Raw genomic sequence first — 17622 nt, 5'->3', positions numbered from 1 at the left:
AGCCCGGTCACAATGAGGCCATGAGCAAGTCCCAGCCAGCCCGCCTGACCGTCGTGCGCACCGAGCAGGTCGCCCCGTCGATGCGCCGCGTGGTGTTCGGCGGCGACGGCTTCGGCACCTACCTGCAGCGACACCGCGATCTCGGGGAGTTCACCGACACCTACGTCAAGCTGGTGTTCCTGGCGGACGGGTACGACTACCCCGAGCCGCTGGACCTCGACGTGGTCCGCGAGGAGATGCCCGATGCGGCCGCACCCGTGCTGCGTACCTACACGATCCGCTGGATCGACCCTGACGCCCGCGAGCTGGCGATCGACTTCGTGGTGCACGGCGACCCCGACGATCCCGCTGCAGGGATCGCCGGCCCGTGGGCGCAGCGCGCTCAGCCCGGCGACGTCATGCACCTGCGCGGTCCCGGCGGCGACTACGCGCCCGACCCGTCGGCCGACTGGTACCTGCTGGTCGGCGATGAGACCGCCATCCCGGCGATCTCCACAGCCCTCGAGGCACTGGGAGCCGGCGACAGGGCCGCGGTCTTCATCGAGGTCGACAGCCCCGGAGACGAGGTCGAGTGGAGCACCGAGGCCGATCTGGACGTGCACTGGCTGCATCGTGGTGGCGCCGAGCACGGCACCACCACGCTGCTCGACGATGCCGTTCGGGCGTGGGACTGGTGGCCCGGTCGCGCCCAGGCGTTCGTGCACGGTGAGTCGGGGCTGCTCAAGACCGTGCGCGCTCATGTGCGCAACGACCGTGAGGTCGAGCGTCGTGATCTTTCGGCCTCGGCCTACTGGCGCCGCGGGGCCACCGAGGAGGGCTTCCGGGTCTGGAAGTCTGAGCAGGCGAAGGTCACCTAGATGCGACACGTCGCCGTGGTCCTGGCCGGCGGCAGCGGCACCCGGATCGGCGGTGAGCTGCCCAAGCAGCTGGTGCAGGTGGCCGGGAAGTCGGTCATCGAGCACACCATCGCCGCCTTCGAGGCGTCTGCGCTGATCGACGAGATCGTCGTCGTGATGATGCCCGGACACCTCGACGCGGTCCGCGAGATCGTGCGCGTCGGCGGCCACCACAAGGTCTCCCAGGTCATCGAGGGCGGCACGACCCGCAACGGCTCGACCCGGGCGGCCCTCGATCATCTCGGGGCGCAGGGGGAGGAGGAGTGTCGCGTGCTGCTGCACGACGCGGCCCGCCCCTTGGTGACCCAGGCGATCATCGCCGACGTCGTGGCCGCTCTCGCCACGCATCGAGCCGTCAACACCGCTGTGCCGTCGACGGACACGATCGTGCAGGTCCACCCGACCGAGCCCGGCCGCCCCGATGTCATCGCCGCCCAGCTCGATCGCCACCTGCTGCGGCGGGTGCAGACCCCGCAAGGATTCGACCTGTCGGTCATCCGCGACGCCTACGCCCGGGCCGAGGCCGACACCTCGACGAGAGGCGTCAGCAGCACCGACGACATCTCCGTGGTGCTGCGGTACCGGCCCGATGTCGAGATCGCTGTCGTGGCCGGGGATGCCGCGAACATCAAGGTCACCGAGCCGATCGACCTGATCGTCGCTGAGCGGACGCTGACCACCGGACCGTAGGCTGGAAGGTATGCCCACAGTTGACGCACTCCTGACCCATTCTGCCGACTCATCCTTCGAGCGCGGCACCATCGAGCGCCGCGATCCGCGCGCCCACGACGTCGTCATCGACATCGCCTACGCCGGCATCTGCCACTCCGACATCCACCAGGCACGCGAGGAGTGGGGCAAGGCATTGTTCCCCATGGTTCCGGGCCACGAGATCTCCGGCACCGTCAGCGCCGTCGGTGCGGACGTCACCTCCTACGCCGTCGGCGATCGTGTCGGTGTCGGCTGCTTCGTCGACTCGTGCCGCGAGTGCGAGAACTGTGTGGCCGGCGAGGAGCAGTACTGCCTCAAGGGCGAGGTGCCCACCTACAACGGCAAGGAGTACGACGGCGAGCCCACCTTCGGTGGCTACAGCACCCAGATCGTCGTCGACGAGAACTACGTGCTGCGCATCCCCGAGGGCATCTCGCTGGACGAGGCGGCTCCGCTGCTGTGCGCTGGCATCACGGTGTTCTCGCCCCTCAACCACTGGAACGCCGGCCCCGGCAAGCAGGTCGCGATCGTCGGCATGGGCGGACTCGGTCACATGGGCGTCAAGATCGCGCACGCCATGGGCGCCGAGGTCACGGTGCTGAGCCAGACGCTGTCGAAGCAGGAGGACGGCAAGAAGTTCGGCGCCGACCACTACTACGCGACCGCCGAGAAGGAGACCTTCAAGCAGCTGCGGGGTCGGTTCGACCTGATCGTCAACACCGTCGCAGCCAACCTGCCGGTCGATCGCTACCTGGGCATGCTGCGTCTTGACGGCACCATGGTCAACGTCGGCATCCCCGACAGCCCCGACTCGTTCCACGCCTTCAGCCTGGCCGGGATGCGTCGTTCCATGTCCGGTTCGAAGATCGGCGGCATCCGCGAGACCCAGGAGATGCTCGACTTCTGCGCCGAGCACCAGCTCGGGGCCGAGATCGAGACGATCGGCGCCGATGAGGTCACCGAGGCCTACGACCGTGTGGTCAACAGCGACGTGCGGTATCGCTTCGTGATCGACGCCTCGACCATCACGGCCTGAGGCTCGCCACCGACCTGCTCGAGGGTGAACCCGTGCTCGACGACTAGCGTCTTGCCGCGATCGCGGCGCGGGTTGTAGGTCGGCACATGGGAGGAGGCAGGCTCCGGGTGACGCCGTCAGACCACGGCCACTGAGATCCGTGCACCGTTGTCAGCGCGTCCGAGACGTGTGCGTTCCAGGCGTAGACCTTCGGACGATGCCGGGGCACGCTAGTCGCGCATACGGTGGTCTCATGCCTGTCTCGCATGCGTGTCGATGACACGCCCCGCACCCGCACCGCCGCCCCGGTGGGCACGCGTGGCCGCACATGCCGCAGCGCTGACACCTCTGCCATCTGCCTTGTGGCGCCTCTCCCTCGTCCTGGGCTTCTCGGGTGGTTACACGGAGCAGGGTCTGGTCAACCTGAACGTTTCTGGATTGGGGTGGATCTCGCTGGTGGTGCTCAGCGTGCTCACTGAGGTGCTCGCGCTCCTCACCCTTGGTCTCGTGCAGCCATGTGGGGACGCCTTTCCGCGATGGGTTCCCTACCTTGGCGGACGCTCGATCGCACGAAAGCCGGTCGTCGTGGTCGCGTCGGCCAGCGCACTGGTTCTCACCGTCTTGTGGGCCCAGATGCTCTTCTGGTGGCACATTCCGCACCCCGATATGACGTCAACGGGAGCGAACCTGGTCGGGTTCTTGTACCTGCCCCTGGTGGCCTGGGGCCCACTGCTCGCCCTCGTGACCGTCTCTTACGCCAGACGGCACCGCACAGCTCACGATCAACGGGCGCAACTCGATCCGGTACGTAGTCACGTCCGGCCGAGATGACCCACGGCGTTATGGCTTCGGCAACTCACGAGCCACTGACGTCTTGCGGCACCGCCATCGCGAGTTTCGTGCGCAGTCCCGGTCGGGACTAGTGCGCAGGCTTGTCCTCGCGCTTGGCGTTCTTGCGCAGGGCCCGACGCAGCTGAGCGATGCGCAAGGAGCCGGGAACGGCGACGATCAGGACCGCGACAACGGCACCAGCGAGCATGGCCACGGCGAGGGGGACGTTGCCCTCCCAGCCAAGAAACTTGATCGCGACGTTCTCGGAGTTCTGGGCGATGAAGATCAGCAAGAACACGGCGAGGATCGCCGCGATGACCAGGCCGACCCACAGGCCGCTGACGCGGGTCCCGCGCACCTTGTTCTTGTCGGTCAGCCCGGAGTGCGGCCGGACCGGCTCGTCGGCCGCTGGCTGGTCCGGAGCAGCTCGCTCGGGGATGGGTCGAGTGTCGGAGGGACTCGCGGGTCCCGACGCCGCAGCGGGTGGGGTCGCTCTGGCCTCGCGCTGAGTCGTTTCGCGCGGGGCGATGGACTCGCGCGGGGCGATGGACTCGCGCGGCTCGCGACTGCGCGGCGGTGGCGTCGTGCCAGCTGCCTTCGGTGTCGTCGAGGGTGTGGAACCGTCGTCGGACTCGGACTTGTTGCGGCCAAACTTCACGATCGGTCCTCCTGGTCGAGCGGAACGGTGACGTGTCCGGAAATGACGACGCCCCCGACACCAGCGTATGGCGTCGAGGGCGTCGTGGCGCTCAGATACTGTCCGGGGACGGTCTAGGACCGGCCCTTCTTGAGGTCAGAGGCGGCGTCCTTGACGTTCTCGCCGATGTTCTTGGCGCTGCCCTTGGCCTGGTCCTTTTGACCCTCGGCCTTCAGGTCCTTGTCGTTGTTGTGCTCACCGACGGCCTGCTTGGAGTGGCCCTTGGCCTTCTCGGCGCTGTTCTTGGCCTTGTCGAACAATCCCATGCTGAACTCCTTTGATCGAGGCCCCCGAAAGGGCTGATGTCTGCACCGTACCCACGGTGCGGTGATTTAACACGGGGGACAAGAAATCAGCGATGTCACGGGGCGCAGCGCCGCAGGTGCGATACCGTCGCCCGCATGCCCGGACCACCGCGGTTGCGCATCCCTGCAGCCATCGCGCACCCGGTGCGGCTTCTCCCGCTGACGTTCTTCGTGCTGATCGCGATCGGCACCGCGGCGCTGCTGCTTCCGTTCGCCCGGGCGGGCGACACCTCCGCCGAGTTCATGCCGGCCTTGTTCACGTCCGCCTCGGCGGTCACCGTCACCGGTCTGGCCACGGTCGACACCGCCGAGTACTGGACGCCTGCGGGCCAGGTGATCATGTTGATCCTCGTCGAGATCGGTGGTCTGGGCATCGTCGCCCTGGCCACGGTGCTGGGTCTGTTCATCGGCGGTCGTCTGGGCATTCGCACCCGACTGGTCGCCCAGGCCGACATGCACGTGGTCAACATCGGTGAAGTGCGGCCGCTGTTTCGCCGCGTCGCGGTCACCATGCTGTTCTTCCAGGCCGTCACCGCTGTCGTCTTGTCCGCGCGCTACCGCGGTGCCTATTTCGACGACTGGCCCACCGCGCTGTGGCACGGGCTCTTCGACGCCGTCATGGCGTTCAACAACGCCGGCTTCTCGCTGAACTCCAACAGCCTTGGTCTGTACGCCGGCGACGGACTGGTGATCCTGCCGATCTCTGCCGCCGTGTTCATCGGCGCGGTCGGATTCCCCGTGCTGGCCGAGCTGTTCCAGGGGTGGAGGCGTCCGAGCAAGTGGACCATCCACACACGGTTGACGGTGTGGGGATCGATCGGACTGCTCGTCGTCGGCGCAGCAGCGTTCCTCGCACTGGAGTGGCAGAACCCCACGACGATCGGCACCGAGAGCGTCGGCCACAAGCTGGTGACTGCCATCGAGGGCAGCGTGATGACGCGGTCGGGCGGCCTGGCCAGCTTCGACTGGGGCGCGACCCGGCCGGAGACCCTGAACCTGGGCGTCATCTTGATGTTCATCGGTGGCGGCAGCGCCAGCACCGCGGGCGGCATCAAGATCACGACCTTCCTGCTGCTGGCCTACGTCATCCTCGCCGAGCTGCGCGGCGACCCCGAGATCACCGTGGGCGCCCGCTCGATTGGCTCGAGGGTGGTGCGCACGGCGGTCTCGATCGCCCTGCTCGCCGTGATGCTGGTGACCAGCTCGACGTGGGCCATCATGTTGATGACCGAGTTCCGCTTCGACCAGGTGCTGTTCGAGGTGACCTCGGCGTTCGCGACCGCCGGATTGAGCACGGGGATCACCCCGGATCTCAACGTCGGATCGCAAGGGGTCATCATCATGTTGATGTTCGTCGGCCGAGTGGGCACGATGGCAGCAGCCGGAGCATTCGTCCTGCGGAGGCGAACACCTCGCTTCCACCTTCCCGAGGAGCAACCGATCATTGGCTAATCAGGACAAGACCTTCAACGGCCGCAAGATGCCGTCCCGAGACTCCGTGCTGGTGATCGGGCTGGGCCGCTTCGGCTTCGCTGTCGCGCGCTCGCTGACCCAGCAGGGTCATGAGGTGCTGGCGGTCGATCACCGTCCCGAGATTGTCCAGCAGTACGCCAGCGACTTCACCCATGTGGTGTGTGCCAACGCCACCGACACCGAGGCGCTGCGCCAGATCGGCGCTGAGCAGTTCGACGTCGCGGTCGTCGGTATCGGCACGGACCTGGAGGCGAGCGTCCTGACCGTGCTGAGCCTGCTCGACCTCGGAGTCGACGAGGTGTGGGCCAAGGCCGTCAGCGGCAAGCACGCGGCGATCCTGGAACGCGTCGGTGCGACCCGCGTGATCCGTCCGGAGTCCCAGATGGGCAAGCGGGTCGCTCACATGGTCGCCGGCGCCATGACCGACTTCGTCGAGTTCGACGACTTCGCCATCGCCCGCACGGCTCCTCCCCAGGCATCGCACGGCAAGACGCTGCAGGACGCGCAGCTGCGCGCCCAGTTCGGCGTCACGATCGTGGCGGTCAAGTCGGGACGCGGTGAGTTCGAGTACGCCACGGCCGGCACCACGCTGGGACCCGACGACGAGCTGATCGTCTCGGGACCCACGGCCAAGGTCGAGTCCTTCTGCGCGACGTCATGAACAAACCATCGGTTGATGTCCTAGCCGAGCCTTCGTCAGCTGAGCGAGGGCCCCGGTAACATTCCGCGGGTGATCACGGCAGACAGCACTTCAGGCACCGACGCGGCTCCCCACCGCTACACCGCGGCGCTCGCCGACGACATCGAACGTCGCTGGCAGGACCGCTGGGAGAGCGACGGCACCTTCTGGGCGCCCAATCCGGTCGGCGACCTGGCTGATCAGGCGGCCGCCGAGCTCGACCTCGGCCCGAAGTTCTTCATCATGGACATGTTCCCGTACCCCTCGGGCGCGGGCCTGCACGTCGGCCACCCGTTGGGCTACATCGGCACGGACGTCGTGGGCCGGTTCCGGCGCATGCTGGGCGACAACGTGCTGCACACGATGGGCTATGACGCCTACGGCCTGCCTGCCGAACTGCACGCGATCCAGACCGGTGAGCACCCCCGGGACAACACGCTGGCCAACATCGAGACCATGAGGCGCCAGCTGCGCCGCCTCGGCCTCGCCCACGACGACCGACGTTCCTTCGCCACGATCGATCTCGACTTCATGCGTTGGACCCAGTGGATCTTCGTGCAGATCTTCGAGTCCTGGTACGACGACGTGGCCGGTCGCGCGCGTCCCATCAGCGAGCTGCGCGCCGAGTACGCGTCGGGTCAGCGCAGGGCCCCCGACGGCACCGTGTGGGCCGATCTCGAACCGATGGAGCGCTCCATCCTGGTCGACGGCGCACGTCTGGCCTATGTCGACGACTCTCCCGTCAACTGGTGCCCGGGCCTGGGCACCGTACTGGCCAACGAGGAGGTCACCGCCGAGGGGCGCAGCGAGCGTGGCAACTTCCCGGTCTTCACCCGCAACCTGCGGCAGTGGAAGATGCGCATCACCGCCTACTCGGACCGCCTGATCGATGATCTCGACCGGGTCGACTGGCCCGAGTCGGTCAAGATCATGCAGCGCAACTGGATCGGTCGATCCGCCGGCGCCCACGTGCGCTTCGCGACCGAGGCGGGCACCCCGATCGAGGTCTTCACGACCCGTCCCGACACGCTGTTCGGCGCCACCTACATGGTCCTGGCCCCCGAGCACCCGCTGGTCGGGCGGCTGACTCCCGAGGCCTGGCCCGACGACGTGCCGCGCACTTGGACCAACGGAGTGTCCGATCCGCGATCCGCGATCTCGGCCTACCGCGAGGCTGCGGCCGCGAAGACCGACGTCGAGCGCCAGGCCGGTTCGTCGGAGTCCAGTCGCGCCAAGACCGGGGTCTTCACCGGCGCCTACGCCACCAACCCGGTCAACGGCGAACGCGTCCCGGTCTTCATCGCCGACTACGTCCTGATGGGCTACGGCACCGGCGCCATCATGGCGGTCCCGTCGGGTGACCAGCGAGACTTCGAGTTCGCCACGGCCTACGACCTGCCGGTCGTGTCGACGCTGGCCGAGCAGGAGGGCCACGACGCGGCGTACTCCGGCGAGGGCACCATCATCAACTCCTCGAACGACTCGATCACCCTCGACGGCATGAGCGTCGACGACGCCAAGGCCGCCATGATCGGCTGGCTGCAGGATCACGGCCACGGCGCGGGAACGACCACCTACCGCCTGCGCGACTGGTTGTTCAGCCGCCAGCGGTACTGGGGCGAACCGTTCCCGATCGTCTACGACGCCCAGGGCCAGCCGCACGCCGTGCCCGACGACCAGCTGCCCGTGGAGTCCCCGGAGGTGCCTGACTACTCGCCGCGCACCTACGAGCCCGACGACGCGTCCAGCGAGCCGGCGCCGCCACTGGCCCGTGCGACCGACTGGGTCCAGGTCGAGCTCGACCTCGGCGACGGACCCCAGCAGTACCGTCGCGAGACCAACACGATGCCCAACTGGGCCGGATCGTCGTGGTACGAGCTGCGCTACGCCGACCCGCACAACGAGGGCGCCCTTGTCGATCCCGCCAACGAGGCCTACTGGCTCGGTCCCCGTGGCGAGGGCGACACCGGCGGAGTCGACCTCTACGTCGGTGGCGTCGAGCACGCCGTGCTGCACCTGCTGTACGCCCGCTTCTGGCACAAGGTGCTGTTCGACCTCGGTCACGTCAGCAGTGAGGAGCCCTTCAAGAAGCTGTTCAACCAGGGCTACATCCAGGCCTACGCCTTCACCGACGAGCGCGGTGTCTATGTGCCGGCCGAGGAGGTCCTGGAAGCAGACGACGGGACCTTCACGTTCGAGGGCCGTCCGGTCGATCGCGAGTACGGCAAGATGGGCAAGAGCCTGAAGAACGCCGTCACCCCAGATGAGATGTACGCCGAGTACGGCGCGGACACGTTGCGGGTCTACGAGATGTCCATGGGGCCGCTGGACGCGTCACGCCCGTGGGAGACGCGCGCGGTCGTGGGGTCGCAGCGCTTCCTGCAGCGCCTGTGGCGGCTGTTCGTCGACGAGGAGTCCGGCGAGGTGCTGGTCGACGATGCGGCCGACGTCGATGCAGGCACCTTGCACCAGCTACACGTCACGATCGACGGCGTGCGGGCTGACATGGACGCCATGCGGTTCAACACCGCCATCGCCAAGCTGATCGAGCTGACCAACCTGTTGACCAAGAACCAGGTGCGTGCCCGCAGCGTCCTGGAGCCGCTCGTGCTCATGACCGCGCCGGTCGCGCCACACGTCGCTGAAGAGCTGTGGTCGCGTCTGGGGCACTCGGAGTCCCTGGCCCACCACCCGTTCCCCGAGGCGGACCCGGCGCACCTCTCGGCGGCCACCGTCACCTGCGTCGTGCAGGTGGCCGGCAAGGTCCGCGGCAAGCTCGAGGTCGACCCCCAGATCGGGGACGAGGACCTGCAGGCCCTGGCGCTGGCCGAGGACAATGTGGTGCGCACCATCGACGGCCGCGAGATCCGCAAGGTGATCGTGCGCGCGCCGAAGCTGGTGAGCATCGTCGTGTGAGCGCACGGCCGGATAGCATCTCGGCATGCCTTCCGTCGCGATCGTGACCGATTCCTCGTCGTCGTTGGCCGTGGCCGATGCCGAGCGTGAACAGATCCGCGTCGTGCCGTTGAAGGTCGTGCTCGGAGCCGACACGTACGACGAGGGTTCGCCCCACGTGACGGCCGACATGATCGCCGAGGCACTGGCGACCTTCGTGCCGGTCAGCACGTCGCGTCCCACTCCGGACGACTTCCTGTCGGTCTACGAAGAGCTGGCGGCCGGGGGAGCGGACGCGATCGTGTCGGTCCACCTGAGCGCCAAGATGTCCGGCACGTGCGACTCCGCACGACTCGCCGCGGACAGGTCGCCCATCCCGGTCTTCGTGGTCGACTCGCGCCAGGTCGGGCTCGGTGTCGGATTCGCTGCCGGTCGTGCCGCAGCTGCCCGAGACGCTGGCGGTGACGTCGATGACGTCGTGGCCGCCGCCGAGCGTGCGGGGGAGTCCACCACCGTCCTGCTCTACGTCGACACACTCGAGTACCTGCGCCGCGGTGGCCGGGTCGGATCGGCTGCCGCGCTGATCGGTTCGGCCCTCGCCGTCAAGCCGATCCTGACCCTCGCCGACGGCAAGGTGGCGCCGCTGGAGCGGGTGCGCACGACCGCGCGTGCGCTGGGCCGGCTCGAGGCGCTCGCCGTCGCGGCGGTCGAGGCGTGCGAGGACGGCTACGACGTCGGCGTGCAGCACCTGGCCAATCGGGCGGTCGCCGAGCAGGTGGCGGGCCACCTGGCCGAGCAGCTAGGGCGCGACTCCGTCCCGGTCGACGAGGTCGGAGCCGCGATCGGCGCCCACGTGGGGCCCGGCATGGTCTCGGTGACGGTGACACCCCGATGATGCGTCGAGGCGTCGCGCTGTGCGTGCTGCTCGTGCTCACGCTCGCGGGGTGCACGACCGGCGACAGCACCGACGGGGCGTCGGCCGGTGGCACGCAGGCCCCTGATCTCGCCGCGCCTGAACGACCGGCTGACCAACGGACCGAGGCGGGGGCCATTTCCTTCGCCGGGTACGTGTTCGAGGTGCTGCAGTTCGCGTACGGCACCGCAGATCCTGCCCCGTTGGAGGACATCGCCGATCTGGAGCTGTGCTTCGGATGCATGCAGCCCCTGGAGACGATCGCCGCCGCGGCATCGTCCGGCGACCAGCTCGTCAGCGACGCGGAGGTCTCGACCAGCGACGCGCAGGTCGTCGACGAAACCGGAGCGCGCACCACCGTGCGCCTGCGCGTCGAGTTTCCTGAGCTCGGCTCGTCCGGTTCAGCGGGAGAGACGGTGCCGGCCTCTGACGGGCCGATGCTGGTGACGCTGCGCTGGGACGCCACCCAGTGGACGCTGGTGGACTTCGCTCCCATCGGCAACTGATTGCCAGCCCCCTGATGCCCGGTCCCTCGATCCACAGGGGGTTCGGACAGCCCGCCCCGTCCACAGGCGCCTTCGAGTGGGTTCCGCGACGGCCGGAGGGCTTCTAGCGTCGCGAGCATGAGGAGCGAGGAATCCGAACCCAGCAGGCCCGAGGAGACCCGGCCCGAGGAGACCAGGGCCGAGGTGGCCCGGCGCAGGCTGGCCGAGCTCGCGGCGTCCTTCGAGGCGGAGGTGGCGGCTCGCGCGGCCGAGGCGGAGCCGGCTGTGCCAGTCGCGCCTGTGGACGTGGCGCCTGCGGAGGTCGACGTACCGGCCTCGCGCGGAGGAACCCGCAGGGCGCGAGCAACCGTGCCGCGAGTCGCGCGAGTGTCGGCGGCCCACCTGCGGGTCGTCGGAGCGCTGGGGGTCGCCGCGGTCGTGGTGCTCGGTGCCCTGCTGCTGTCGGGGCGACCCGAGGCGAGCGAGGACATCGCACCCTTGTCCGTGAGCGGGGACACCGCCGCAGGCTCCCGTGAGGAGTTCGCCTCGGGCTCTGCCGACCAGCCCGCCGAGCTGGTCATCGACGTCATCGGCGAGGTCGCCACGCCGGGCATCGTCACGGTGCCGCGTGGATCTCGCGTCTACGAGGCCATCGAGGCGGCCGGGGGCCTGGACGGCAAGGTTGACACCTCGGGCGTGAACCTCGCCCGGGTGCTCGAGGACGGCGAGCAGATCATCGTCGGTCCTGCGCCGGAGGTTGCTGCCGGCACCGGGGGTGCGCCGAGTGGTACCGGTGCCACGGGCGCGAAGATCTCGCTCAACCGGGCCACCGTCGAGCAGCTGGACACGCTTCCGGGAGTGGGGCCGGTCACCGCCGCTGCGATCATCGCCTGGCGTGATGAGAACGGCTCCTTCTCCTCCGTGGAGGATCTGCTCGACGTCACGGGTATCGGCGATGTCACCTTCGCCGAGCTCCGCGATCTCGTGACCCCCTGATGCCCGCCGTCTGATGCGGGCAGGGCCGTGATCGGCGGTCACGACGTCCGGCTGCTGCCGACAGCCGTGGTCGTCTGGGGTGTCTCGGCCTGGCTGACCACACGTGGGTCCACGCCGTCGGTCGTGGTGGCGGCGACTGCGGTGGTCCTGGCTGGCGCGGTGGTGACGCGGTGGCGTCCGCTGGCGCTCGTCCTGGGCTGCTTGACGGTCGTCGCCGTCTCGTGCGCGTGGCGGACGGCTGTCGCGGAGTCGTCGCCGCTGAACGACCTGGCCGAGCGGCACCGCTCGGGCACCTTCGAGCTCTCGGTGAGCCGCGACGCGATCGCTTTCGACCAGCGCGGAGCACCTCAGGCGGTCGTCCAGGTCACGATCCGGCAAGCCGAGGTCGCCGGTCAGCGGATCGCGGACGCGGGCCGGGCCACGGCGTTCGTCGAGGGCGACGCAGCTGACCTGGTGGTCGGGCGTCACTTCACCGCCGTCGCCCGGCTGTCTCCGTCGGACCACTCGCGCGAGGTCGCGGTGCTCGACGTCACCCGTCGCGGCGACGTGTCGGCCGGCGCCACCTGGTGGGAGGGCGCCGAACGCCTCCGACAAGGGATGCGGGATGCGTCCGAGCCCCTGCCTCCGCGGCCCAGGGCCCTGCTCCCTGCGCTCGTCAACGGCGATGACGCCCGGGTCGACGCCGAGATGGAGACCGAGTTCCAGCGCAGCGGGCTGACTCACCTGATGGCAGTCTCGGGCACCAACCTGACGATCGTGCTCGGCGTGATGCTTGCCCTCGTACGAGGGGTCGGCCTGGGGCGGCGCAGCGTGCTGTGGGTGATCGGTGGTCTGACGGTCGCAGCGTTCGTCCTGATGGCCAGACCCGATCCCAGCGTCGTGCGTGCCGCCGCGATGGGCATCGTCGGTGTGGCGGCACTCGGCTTCGGACGATCGGGTGGGATGCGAGCGCTGTCGCTCGCAGTCATCGCGTTGCTGTTCATCGACCCGTGGATCGGCCGGTCACCAGGTTTCGTCCTGTCGGTGTGCGCGACCGCCGGCATCTTGCTGCTGGCCCCACCACTGGCCGACCGACTCGGGCAGTGGATGCAACGGTGGGCCGCGCTGGCCGTTGCGATCCCGATCGCCGCGCAGCTGGCCTGCACCCCGGCCCTGACCGCCATCTCAGGACAGGTGTCGGCGGTGTCGGTGATCGCCAACGTGCTGGCCGCTCCCGCCGTCGCCCCGGCCACGGTGCTGGGTCTTGCTGCGGGGCTCGTCGCCGTGCCGCTTCCTGTGGCGGGCCAGCTGATCGCGCAGCCAGCGGGGTGGTGTGCTGCCTGGATCGTCGCGGTGGCGCGGCACAGCGCCGGTCTGGACGGCGCCTCGGTGCCGTGGTCCGCACCGTGGCAGCTGATGCTCGTGCTCGCCCCCGTCGCAACGGTTCTGGTGCTGGCACTGGCGAGTCGTCCCGTTCTCGCAGCGGGGGTGGTGCTCGGGCTCGTGGCCGCCACGGTCCGCCCACCCTCGCCGGGCTGGCCGCCTCAGGGGTGGGTGATGGTGGCGTGCGACGTCGGGCAGGGCGACGGGACCGTGCTGCGGGCCGGACCGTCGACCGCGGTGCTGGTCGACGTCGGGCCCGACCCCACCGCGATCGATGGATGTCTCGACCGGCTGGGTGTCGATCACATCGCGCTGGCGATCTTCACCCACAGCCACGCCGACCACACCGCCGGGTGGTCCGGTGCCCGACGCGGACGCGCGGTGGATCGAGTCGCCGTCGGGCCGAGTGGCGGACCCGAGGTGCAGGACTCTGGCGCCCTGCACCTGCAGGCCGGTGCGACCTTCTCGGTCGGGGACGTGCAGGCTGAGATCGTCTGGCCGGCGGACACCGAGGCCTTGCCCGCCGGCGCAGACGGATCGACCTTCAACGACGCGAGCATCGTGCTGCGTGTGCAGGTTCGGGGCGTCGCGCTGCTGATCACCGGCGACATCGAGCCCGAGGCGCAGGACGCGATCGTGCGCTCGGGTGTGCCCCTTGCGGCCGACGTCCTGAAGGTGCCGCACCATGGCAGTGCTCGGCAGTCTCGGCAATTCTTCGAGGCGGTCGACGCGCGCATCGCGACGATCAGCTCCGGCGAGGACAACGACTACGGCCACCCGGCGGGAGCGGCGCTGGCGCTGCTGCGCGACGGCGACACCCAGGTCTGGCGCACCGATCAGGACGGGGACGTGGCGGTCGTGGTGCGTGAGGGCCAGATGCGTGTCGTCACCCAACGATGAGATCCGCCAGCGCCTACCCTTGCGGCATGGATCAGGCCTGGCTGGGCAGACTCGAGCACGACCTGTCACGGCTCGTCGACGAGCGACGCACGCCGGGCGCGGCGTTCGCGATTCGACTCGGTGACGAGGAGTCGGTGCGTTGCGTCGGGGTGACAGCCCTCGAGGGAGGCGTACCGGTCACGCCCGACACGCCCTTCTGGCTCGCCTCGGTGAGCAAGCCGATCGGCGCAGTGCTCGCCCACGTGCTGCTGGAGGACGGCGCCATGTCCCTGGACGATCCGCTCGAGCGCTGGCTGCCCGAGCTCGTCTCGCCCCGAGTGCTGGTCCACCCATCTGCAGCCCTGCAGGACACCGTTCCGGCCGCGCGGCCGCCGACGGTCCACGATCTCCTGGCCGGGACGCTCGGATGGGGCATGGCGGCCGACTGCTTCGCCGACCCGCCACCACCCCTGTTCTCGGCCATGATCGAGATGGGTGTCTCGCCCGGCCCGTTCGCCGCCGACCTCGATCCCGACGACTTCATCGCGCGGCTCGCCGCGCTCCCGTTGGCCTCCCAGCCGGGGGAGGAGTGGCGCTATCACGTGCCGCACGACGTGCTCTCCGTGCTGCTGGCCCGTGTCGCCGGCCGGCCGCTGCCCGAGCTCCTCGACGATCGGCTGCTGCAACCCCTTGGTCTGCAGCACACCGGTTTCGGTGATCCCTCGCGAACGGCAGCCGAGGTGACCGACATCCACTCCCGCCACTCGTCGGGGGAGGTCGACGTCGTGCCGGCGCCGGACCCACGACGCCCGCCCGCATTTCCCGGCCTCGGAGCCGGCCTGTTGTCCTCGGCAGCCGATCTGCTCAGCCTCGGGAGCACGCTGCTCGACGGTGGAGGCCCGGTCCTGTCGCGGGCCCAGCTGACCGTCATGACGTCCGACGCGCTGACCGGGGAGCAGCGAGCCGCAGCCGCGCCGTTCATCGAGCCGGGATCGTCGTGGGGGCTCGGGGTGGGCATCGACGTCCCCCTGGACCAGGGGGTGGCGCCCGAGCAGGTGTGGCACAGCCCGGGTCGTTTCGGGTGGATCGGTGGGACCGGCACCATGTTCTACGTCGATCCCGCGCACGACCTGGTCGCCGTCCTGCTCACGGGGCGGCTGATGAACGGACCCGATGACGCACCCGACTCGTTCGTGGACACCCTGGTCGCGGGGCTGGTGAGTTGAGCGGATCTGACGTGTGTCTCGCCGTCATGTCGTGACCCGCGGATAGGCTGCTTGCGTGGCGACTCCGTTCGGCAAGATCCTCCTGGTCACCGGCTCGGCTGAGTTCGAGTCCGACCGCACCCGCCGGCGCGCCATCTCAGCGGTCATGGACCTGCAGCCCGAGTGCCAGCTGACCGAGTCCGGCGCCTCGGGACTCCAGGCCGGCGAGCTGATCGGCCTGACCAGTGCGTCGCTGTTCAGCGACTCCACGGCCGTCGTGCTCACCGACCTGCAGGACCTGCCCGACCATGCGCAGGCCGAGCTGCTGGACTATGCGGTCGATCCGTCTCCCGACGTCGCGGTCGTGCTCGTGCACGGTGGTGGGCAGAAGGGCAAGGGTCTGCTCGACAAGCTGCGCAAGATCCCGTCCGTCACCGAGGTCAAGGTCGAGCAGCCCAAGTACGAGCGCGACTACGCCGCCTGGGTGCAGCGCGAGATCCGTGCCCTGGGGTCGCGCACCGATGCTGAGGCCTCCGCAGCCCTGGTGGCATCGGTCGGTCAGGACCTGAGGGCCCTCGCCGGGGCTGCCGACCAGCTCGTGGCCAGCCTCGACGACGGCCAGTCGGTCGACCTCGACCTGGTGCGTCAGTACTTCGGCGGGCGCGCCGACGTCCGCGGCTACGAGATCGCCGATGCCGCCATCAACGGCCAGCTGCACGTGGCGATGGAGCAGGTGCGCTGGGCCGAGACCGCCAAGGTCGCGCCGTTGCTGATCACCGCCGCCTTCGCCTCGGGTCTGCGCTCGCTCGCGAAGCTCGAGTCCGCTCCGCAAGGCCTGCGCGACGCCGACCTCGCGGCCATCGTCGGGGCACCCCCGTTCAAGCTGCGCATCCTGCGCCAGCAGCTCAGCGGCTGGAACGCGAACGGTCTGGCCCACGCCATCCGGGCCGTCGCCGACGCCGATCTGGCCGTCAAGGGTGGGGGAGCCGATCCGGGTTACGCCGTCGAGCGCATGGTCCTCGAGGTCGCCAACCACCGGGTCCGCTGACCCGCATGAGGCAGAGTCCGCTGATCCGCATGAGGCAGAGTCCGCTGATCCGCATGAGGCAGAGTCCGCTGATCCGCGTGATGCGCGGTCCGGTGAGGCTCCCATGACGACGAGTCGTCTGGTCGCGGTCGATCTTGCCCGCGGCATCGCCCTGATCGGCATGATGCTCGCCCATCTCGGTACGTCCTGGACCGGACAGGGCACTCCGCCGGTGGGTGATCTCCTCAGCACCGGGCGGGCAGCTCCCCTGTTCGCGCTGCTCGCCGGCGTCGCGCTGACCTTGGTGCACCGCCGCGATCCCCGCGGCGTCGGGTCGGTGCGCGCCACCGTGATTCGCGGCGTGCTGCTCGTGCTGCTGGGTCTGGCACTCGGTTCCCTGCGCGACATGCCGATCCTGATCATCCTGGCGGTCTACGGGGTCCTGATCATTGCCGTGCTTCCGGCCCGGCACCTGCCGACCCGGCCCTTGCTGGGGCTCACCGTCGCGTGGTCGGTGCTGGCGCCGATCGGACTGCTGGCGTTGCGCATCTCCCGCGATCCCGTGCTGGTCGAGCAACCGACCTGGCCGGACCTGCAGCATCCATCGCAGCTGATCGGCACCGTGGTGCTGTGGGGCGGCTACCCGGCCATCGTGTGGGTGGCGTTCGTCCTCGCGGGCCTGCTCGTCGGCCGACTCGACCTCAGCGACGGCCAGGTCGGTGCCCAGCTGTTCGGTGGGGGGCTGGCGCTCGCGTCGGCCACGCTGGCGATCGGCAGACTGTTCGAGCCGGACTGGCGTCAGCTGTTCGCCCGCGACCTGTACCCGTCGACGCCGGTGGACTGGACCGACGTGTGGGTCACGAGTCCGCACTCGTCCATGCCCCTGAACGTCATCGGAGCGATGGGCAGCGCCGTGATGGTCGTGGGACTGTGCGTCATGCTCGCACGTGTTCCAGCCGTGGCCAAGCTCGTGTGGCCATTGGCCGCAGCGGGCTCGATGACGTTGACGCTCTACACCGTTCATGCTCTCTGGACCTGGCGCCTGCGGCTCGACGACCCGGTCCCCGACGAGGGCGGCTGGGGACCGTGGGCCCTGCAGGTCGTCGCGCTGGTTGCGGCAGCGACCGTGTGGCGCTGGCGCCTGCGCCGCGGACCGCTCGAGACGGTCATGCGCTGGCTGTCCCGGCCTCGGCGGGCCGACAGCGAGGGCCCGGACACGACGAAGACCCCGTCCGTCGAGCAGTGAGCTCGAG

At 69.4% G+C, this 17622-nt stretch carries 16 protein-coding genes; 14 read left to right on the top strand and 2 right to left on the bottom strand.

From position 1 onward, the window contains the following. Positions 1-20 precede the first annotated feature (20 nt). The 4 genes from ACHAA3_RS03875 (at position 21) to ACHAA3_RS03860 (ending at position 3453) form a co-directional block, all read left to right on the top strand. Positions 21-857: a siderophore-interacting protein gene (locus ACHAA3_RS03875; RefSeq protein ID WP_435707631.1), complete on the top strand. Its 837-nt coding sequence runs from the start codon at positions 21-23 to the stop codon at positions 855-857. Further along, complete coding sequence (locus tag ACHAA3_RS03870) at positions 858-1586, top strand: IspD/TarI family cytidylyltransferase (protein ID WP_435707630.1); 729 nt, start codon at positions 858-860, stop codon at positions 1584-1586. 10 nt (positions 1587-1596) lie between these two features. Continuing rightward, complete coding sequence (locus ACHAA3_RS03865) at positions 1597-2643, top strand: NAD(P)-dependent alcohol dehydrogenase (RefSeq protein ID WP_435707629.1); 1047 nt, start codon at positions 1597-1599, stop codon at positions 2641-2643. Positions 2644-2940: 297 nt separating this feature from the next. After that, positions 2941-3453 (top strand): hypothetical protein, encoded by a 513-nt coding sequence (locus ACHAA3_RS03860; RefSeq protein ID WP_435707628.1) that lies wholly within the window; start codon positions 2941-2943, stop codon positions 3451-3453. 88 nt (positions 3454-3541) lie between these two features. On the opposite strand, the gene ACHAA3_RS03855 is transcribed toward ACHAA3_RS03860, so the two are convergent. Both ACHAA3_RS03855 and ACHAA3_RS03850 read right to left on the bottom strand, forming a co-directional pair. Next, positions 3542-4111 carry a lipopolysaccharide assembly protein LapA domain-containing protein gene (locus tag ACHAA3_RS03855; RefSeq protein ID WP_435707627.1) on the bottom strand — a complete coding sequence of 190 codons (570 nt, stop codon included), beginning with the start codon at positions 4109-4111 and terminating at the stop codon, positions 3542-3544. A gap of 113 nt (positions 4112-4224) precedes the next feature. Then, positions 4225-4416 carry a CsbD family protein gene (locus tag ACHAA3_RS03850; RefSeq protein WP_435707626.1) on the bottom strand — a complete coding sequence of 64 codons (192 nt, stop codon included), beginning with the start codon at positions 4414-4416 and terminating at the stop codon, positions 4225-4227. A 135-nt stretch (positions 4417-4551) separates the two neighbouring features. Between ACHAA3_RS03850 and ACHAA3_RS03845 the strand changes: the two genes are divergently transcribed. The 10 genes from ACHAA3_RS03845 to ACHAA3_RS03800 all read left to right on the top strand — a co-directional run bounded on the left by ACHAA3_RS03845 (position 4552) and on the right by ACHAA3_RS03800 (position 17615). After that, positions 4552-5907, top strand: a complete 1356-nt coding sequence (locus ACHAA3_RS03845) for a TrkH family potassium uptake protein (RefSeq protein WP_435707625.1) — start codon at positions 4552-4554, stop codon at positions 5905-5907. Then, on the top strand, positions 5900-6589 hold the full coding sequence (locus ACHAA3_RS03840) for a potassium channel family protein (protein WP_435707624.1): 690 nt from the start codon (positions 5900-5902) through the stop codon (positions 6587-6589). The genes ACHAA3_RS03845 and ACHAA3_RS03840 overlap by 8 nt, the downstream gene beginning before the upstream one ends. A gap of 69 nt (positions 6590-6658) precedes the next feature. After that, a complete protein-coding gene (gene leuS / locus ACHAA3_RS03835) occupies positions 6659-9523 on the top strand; it encodes a leucine--tRNA ligase (RefSeq protein ID WP_435707623.1) in 2865 nt (954 codons plus the stop codon). A 25-nt stretch (positions 9524-9548) separates the two neighbouring features. Beyond that, positions 9549-10397, top strand: a complete 849-nt coding sequence (locus ACHAA3_RS03830; RefSeq protein WP_435707621.1) for a DegV family protein — start codon at positions 9549-9551, stop codon at positions 10395-10397. After that, positions 10394-10921: a DUF6318 family protein gene (locus ACHAA3_RS03825; protein WP_435707620.1), complete on the top strand. Its 528-nt coding sequence runs from the start codon at positions 10394-10396 to the stop codon at positions 10919-10921. Before ACHAA3_RS03830 ends, ACHAA3_RS03825 begins: the two co-directional genes overlap by 4 nt. Positions 10922-11038: 117 nt before the next feature. Then, a complete protein-coding gene (locus ACHAA3_RS03820) occupies positions 11039-11896 on the top strand; it encodes a helix-hairpin-helix domain-containing protein (RefSeq protein ID WP_435707619.1) in 858 nt (285 codons plus the stop codon). 27 nt (positions 11897-11923) lie between these two features. After that, a complete protein-coding gene (locus ACHAA3_RS03815) occupies positions 11924-14158 on the top strand; it encodes a ComEC/Rec2 family competence protein (protein ID WP_435707618.1) in 2235 nt (744 codons plus the stop codon). A gap of 26 nt (positions 14159-14184) precedes the next feature. Next, positions 14185-15363 carry a serine hydrolase domain-containing protein gene (locus ACHAA3_RS03810; protein WP_435707617.1) on the top strand — a complete coding sequence of 393 codons (1179 nt, stop codon included), beginning with the start codon at positions 14185-14187 and terminating at the stop codon, positions 15361-15363. Positions 15364-15418: 55 nt separating this feature from the next. After that, entirely contained in the window at positions 15419-16390 is a 972-nt protein-coding gene (gene holA, locus ACHAA3_RS03805) for a DNA polymerase III subunit delta (RefSeq protein ID WP_435707616.1), read from the top strand. Positions 16391-16493: 103 nt separating this feature from the next. Next, a complete protein-coding gene (locus tag ACHAA3_RS03800; protein ID WP_435707615.1) occupies positions 16494-17615 on the top strand; it encodes a DUF418 domain-containing protein in 1122 nt (373 codons plus the stop codon). Positions 17616-17622 lie beyond the last annotated feature (7 nt).

It is taken from the genome of Aeromicrobium sp. CF3.5, assembly GCF_051262695.1.
Classification (GTDB): Bacteria; Actinomycetota; Actinomycetes; order Propionibacteriales; family Nocardioidaceae; genus Aeromicrobium.
This window is presented reverse-complemented; position numbering and strand designations above follow the sequence as displayed.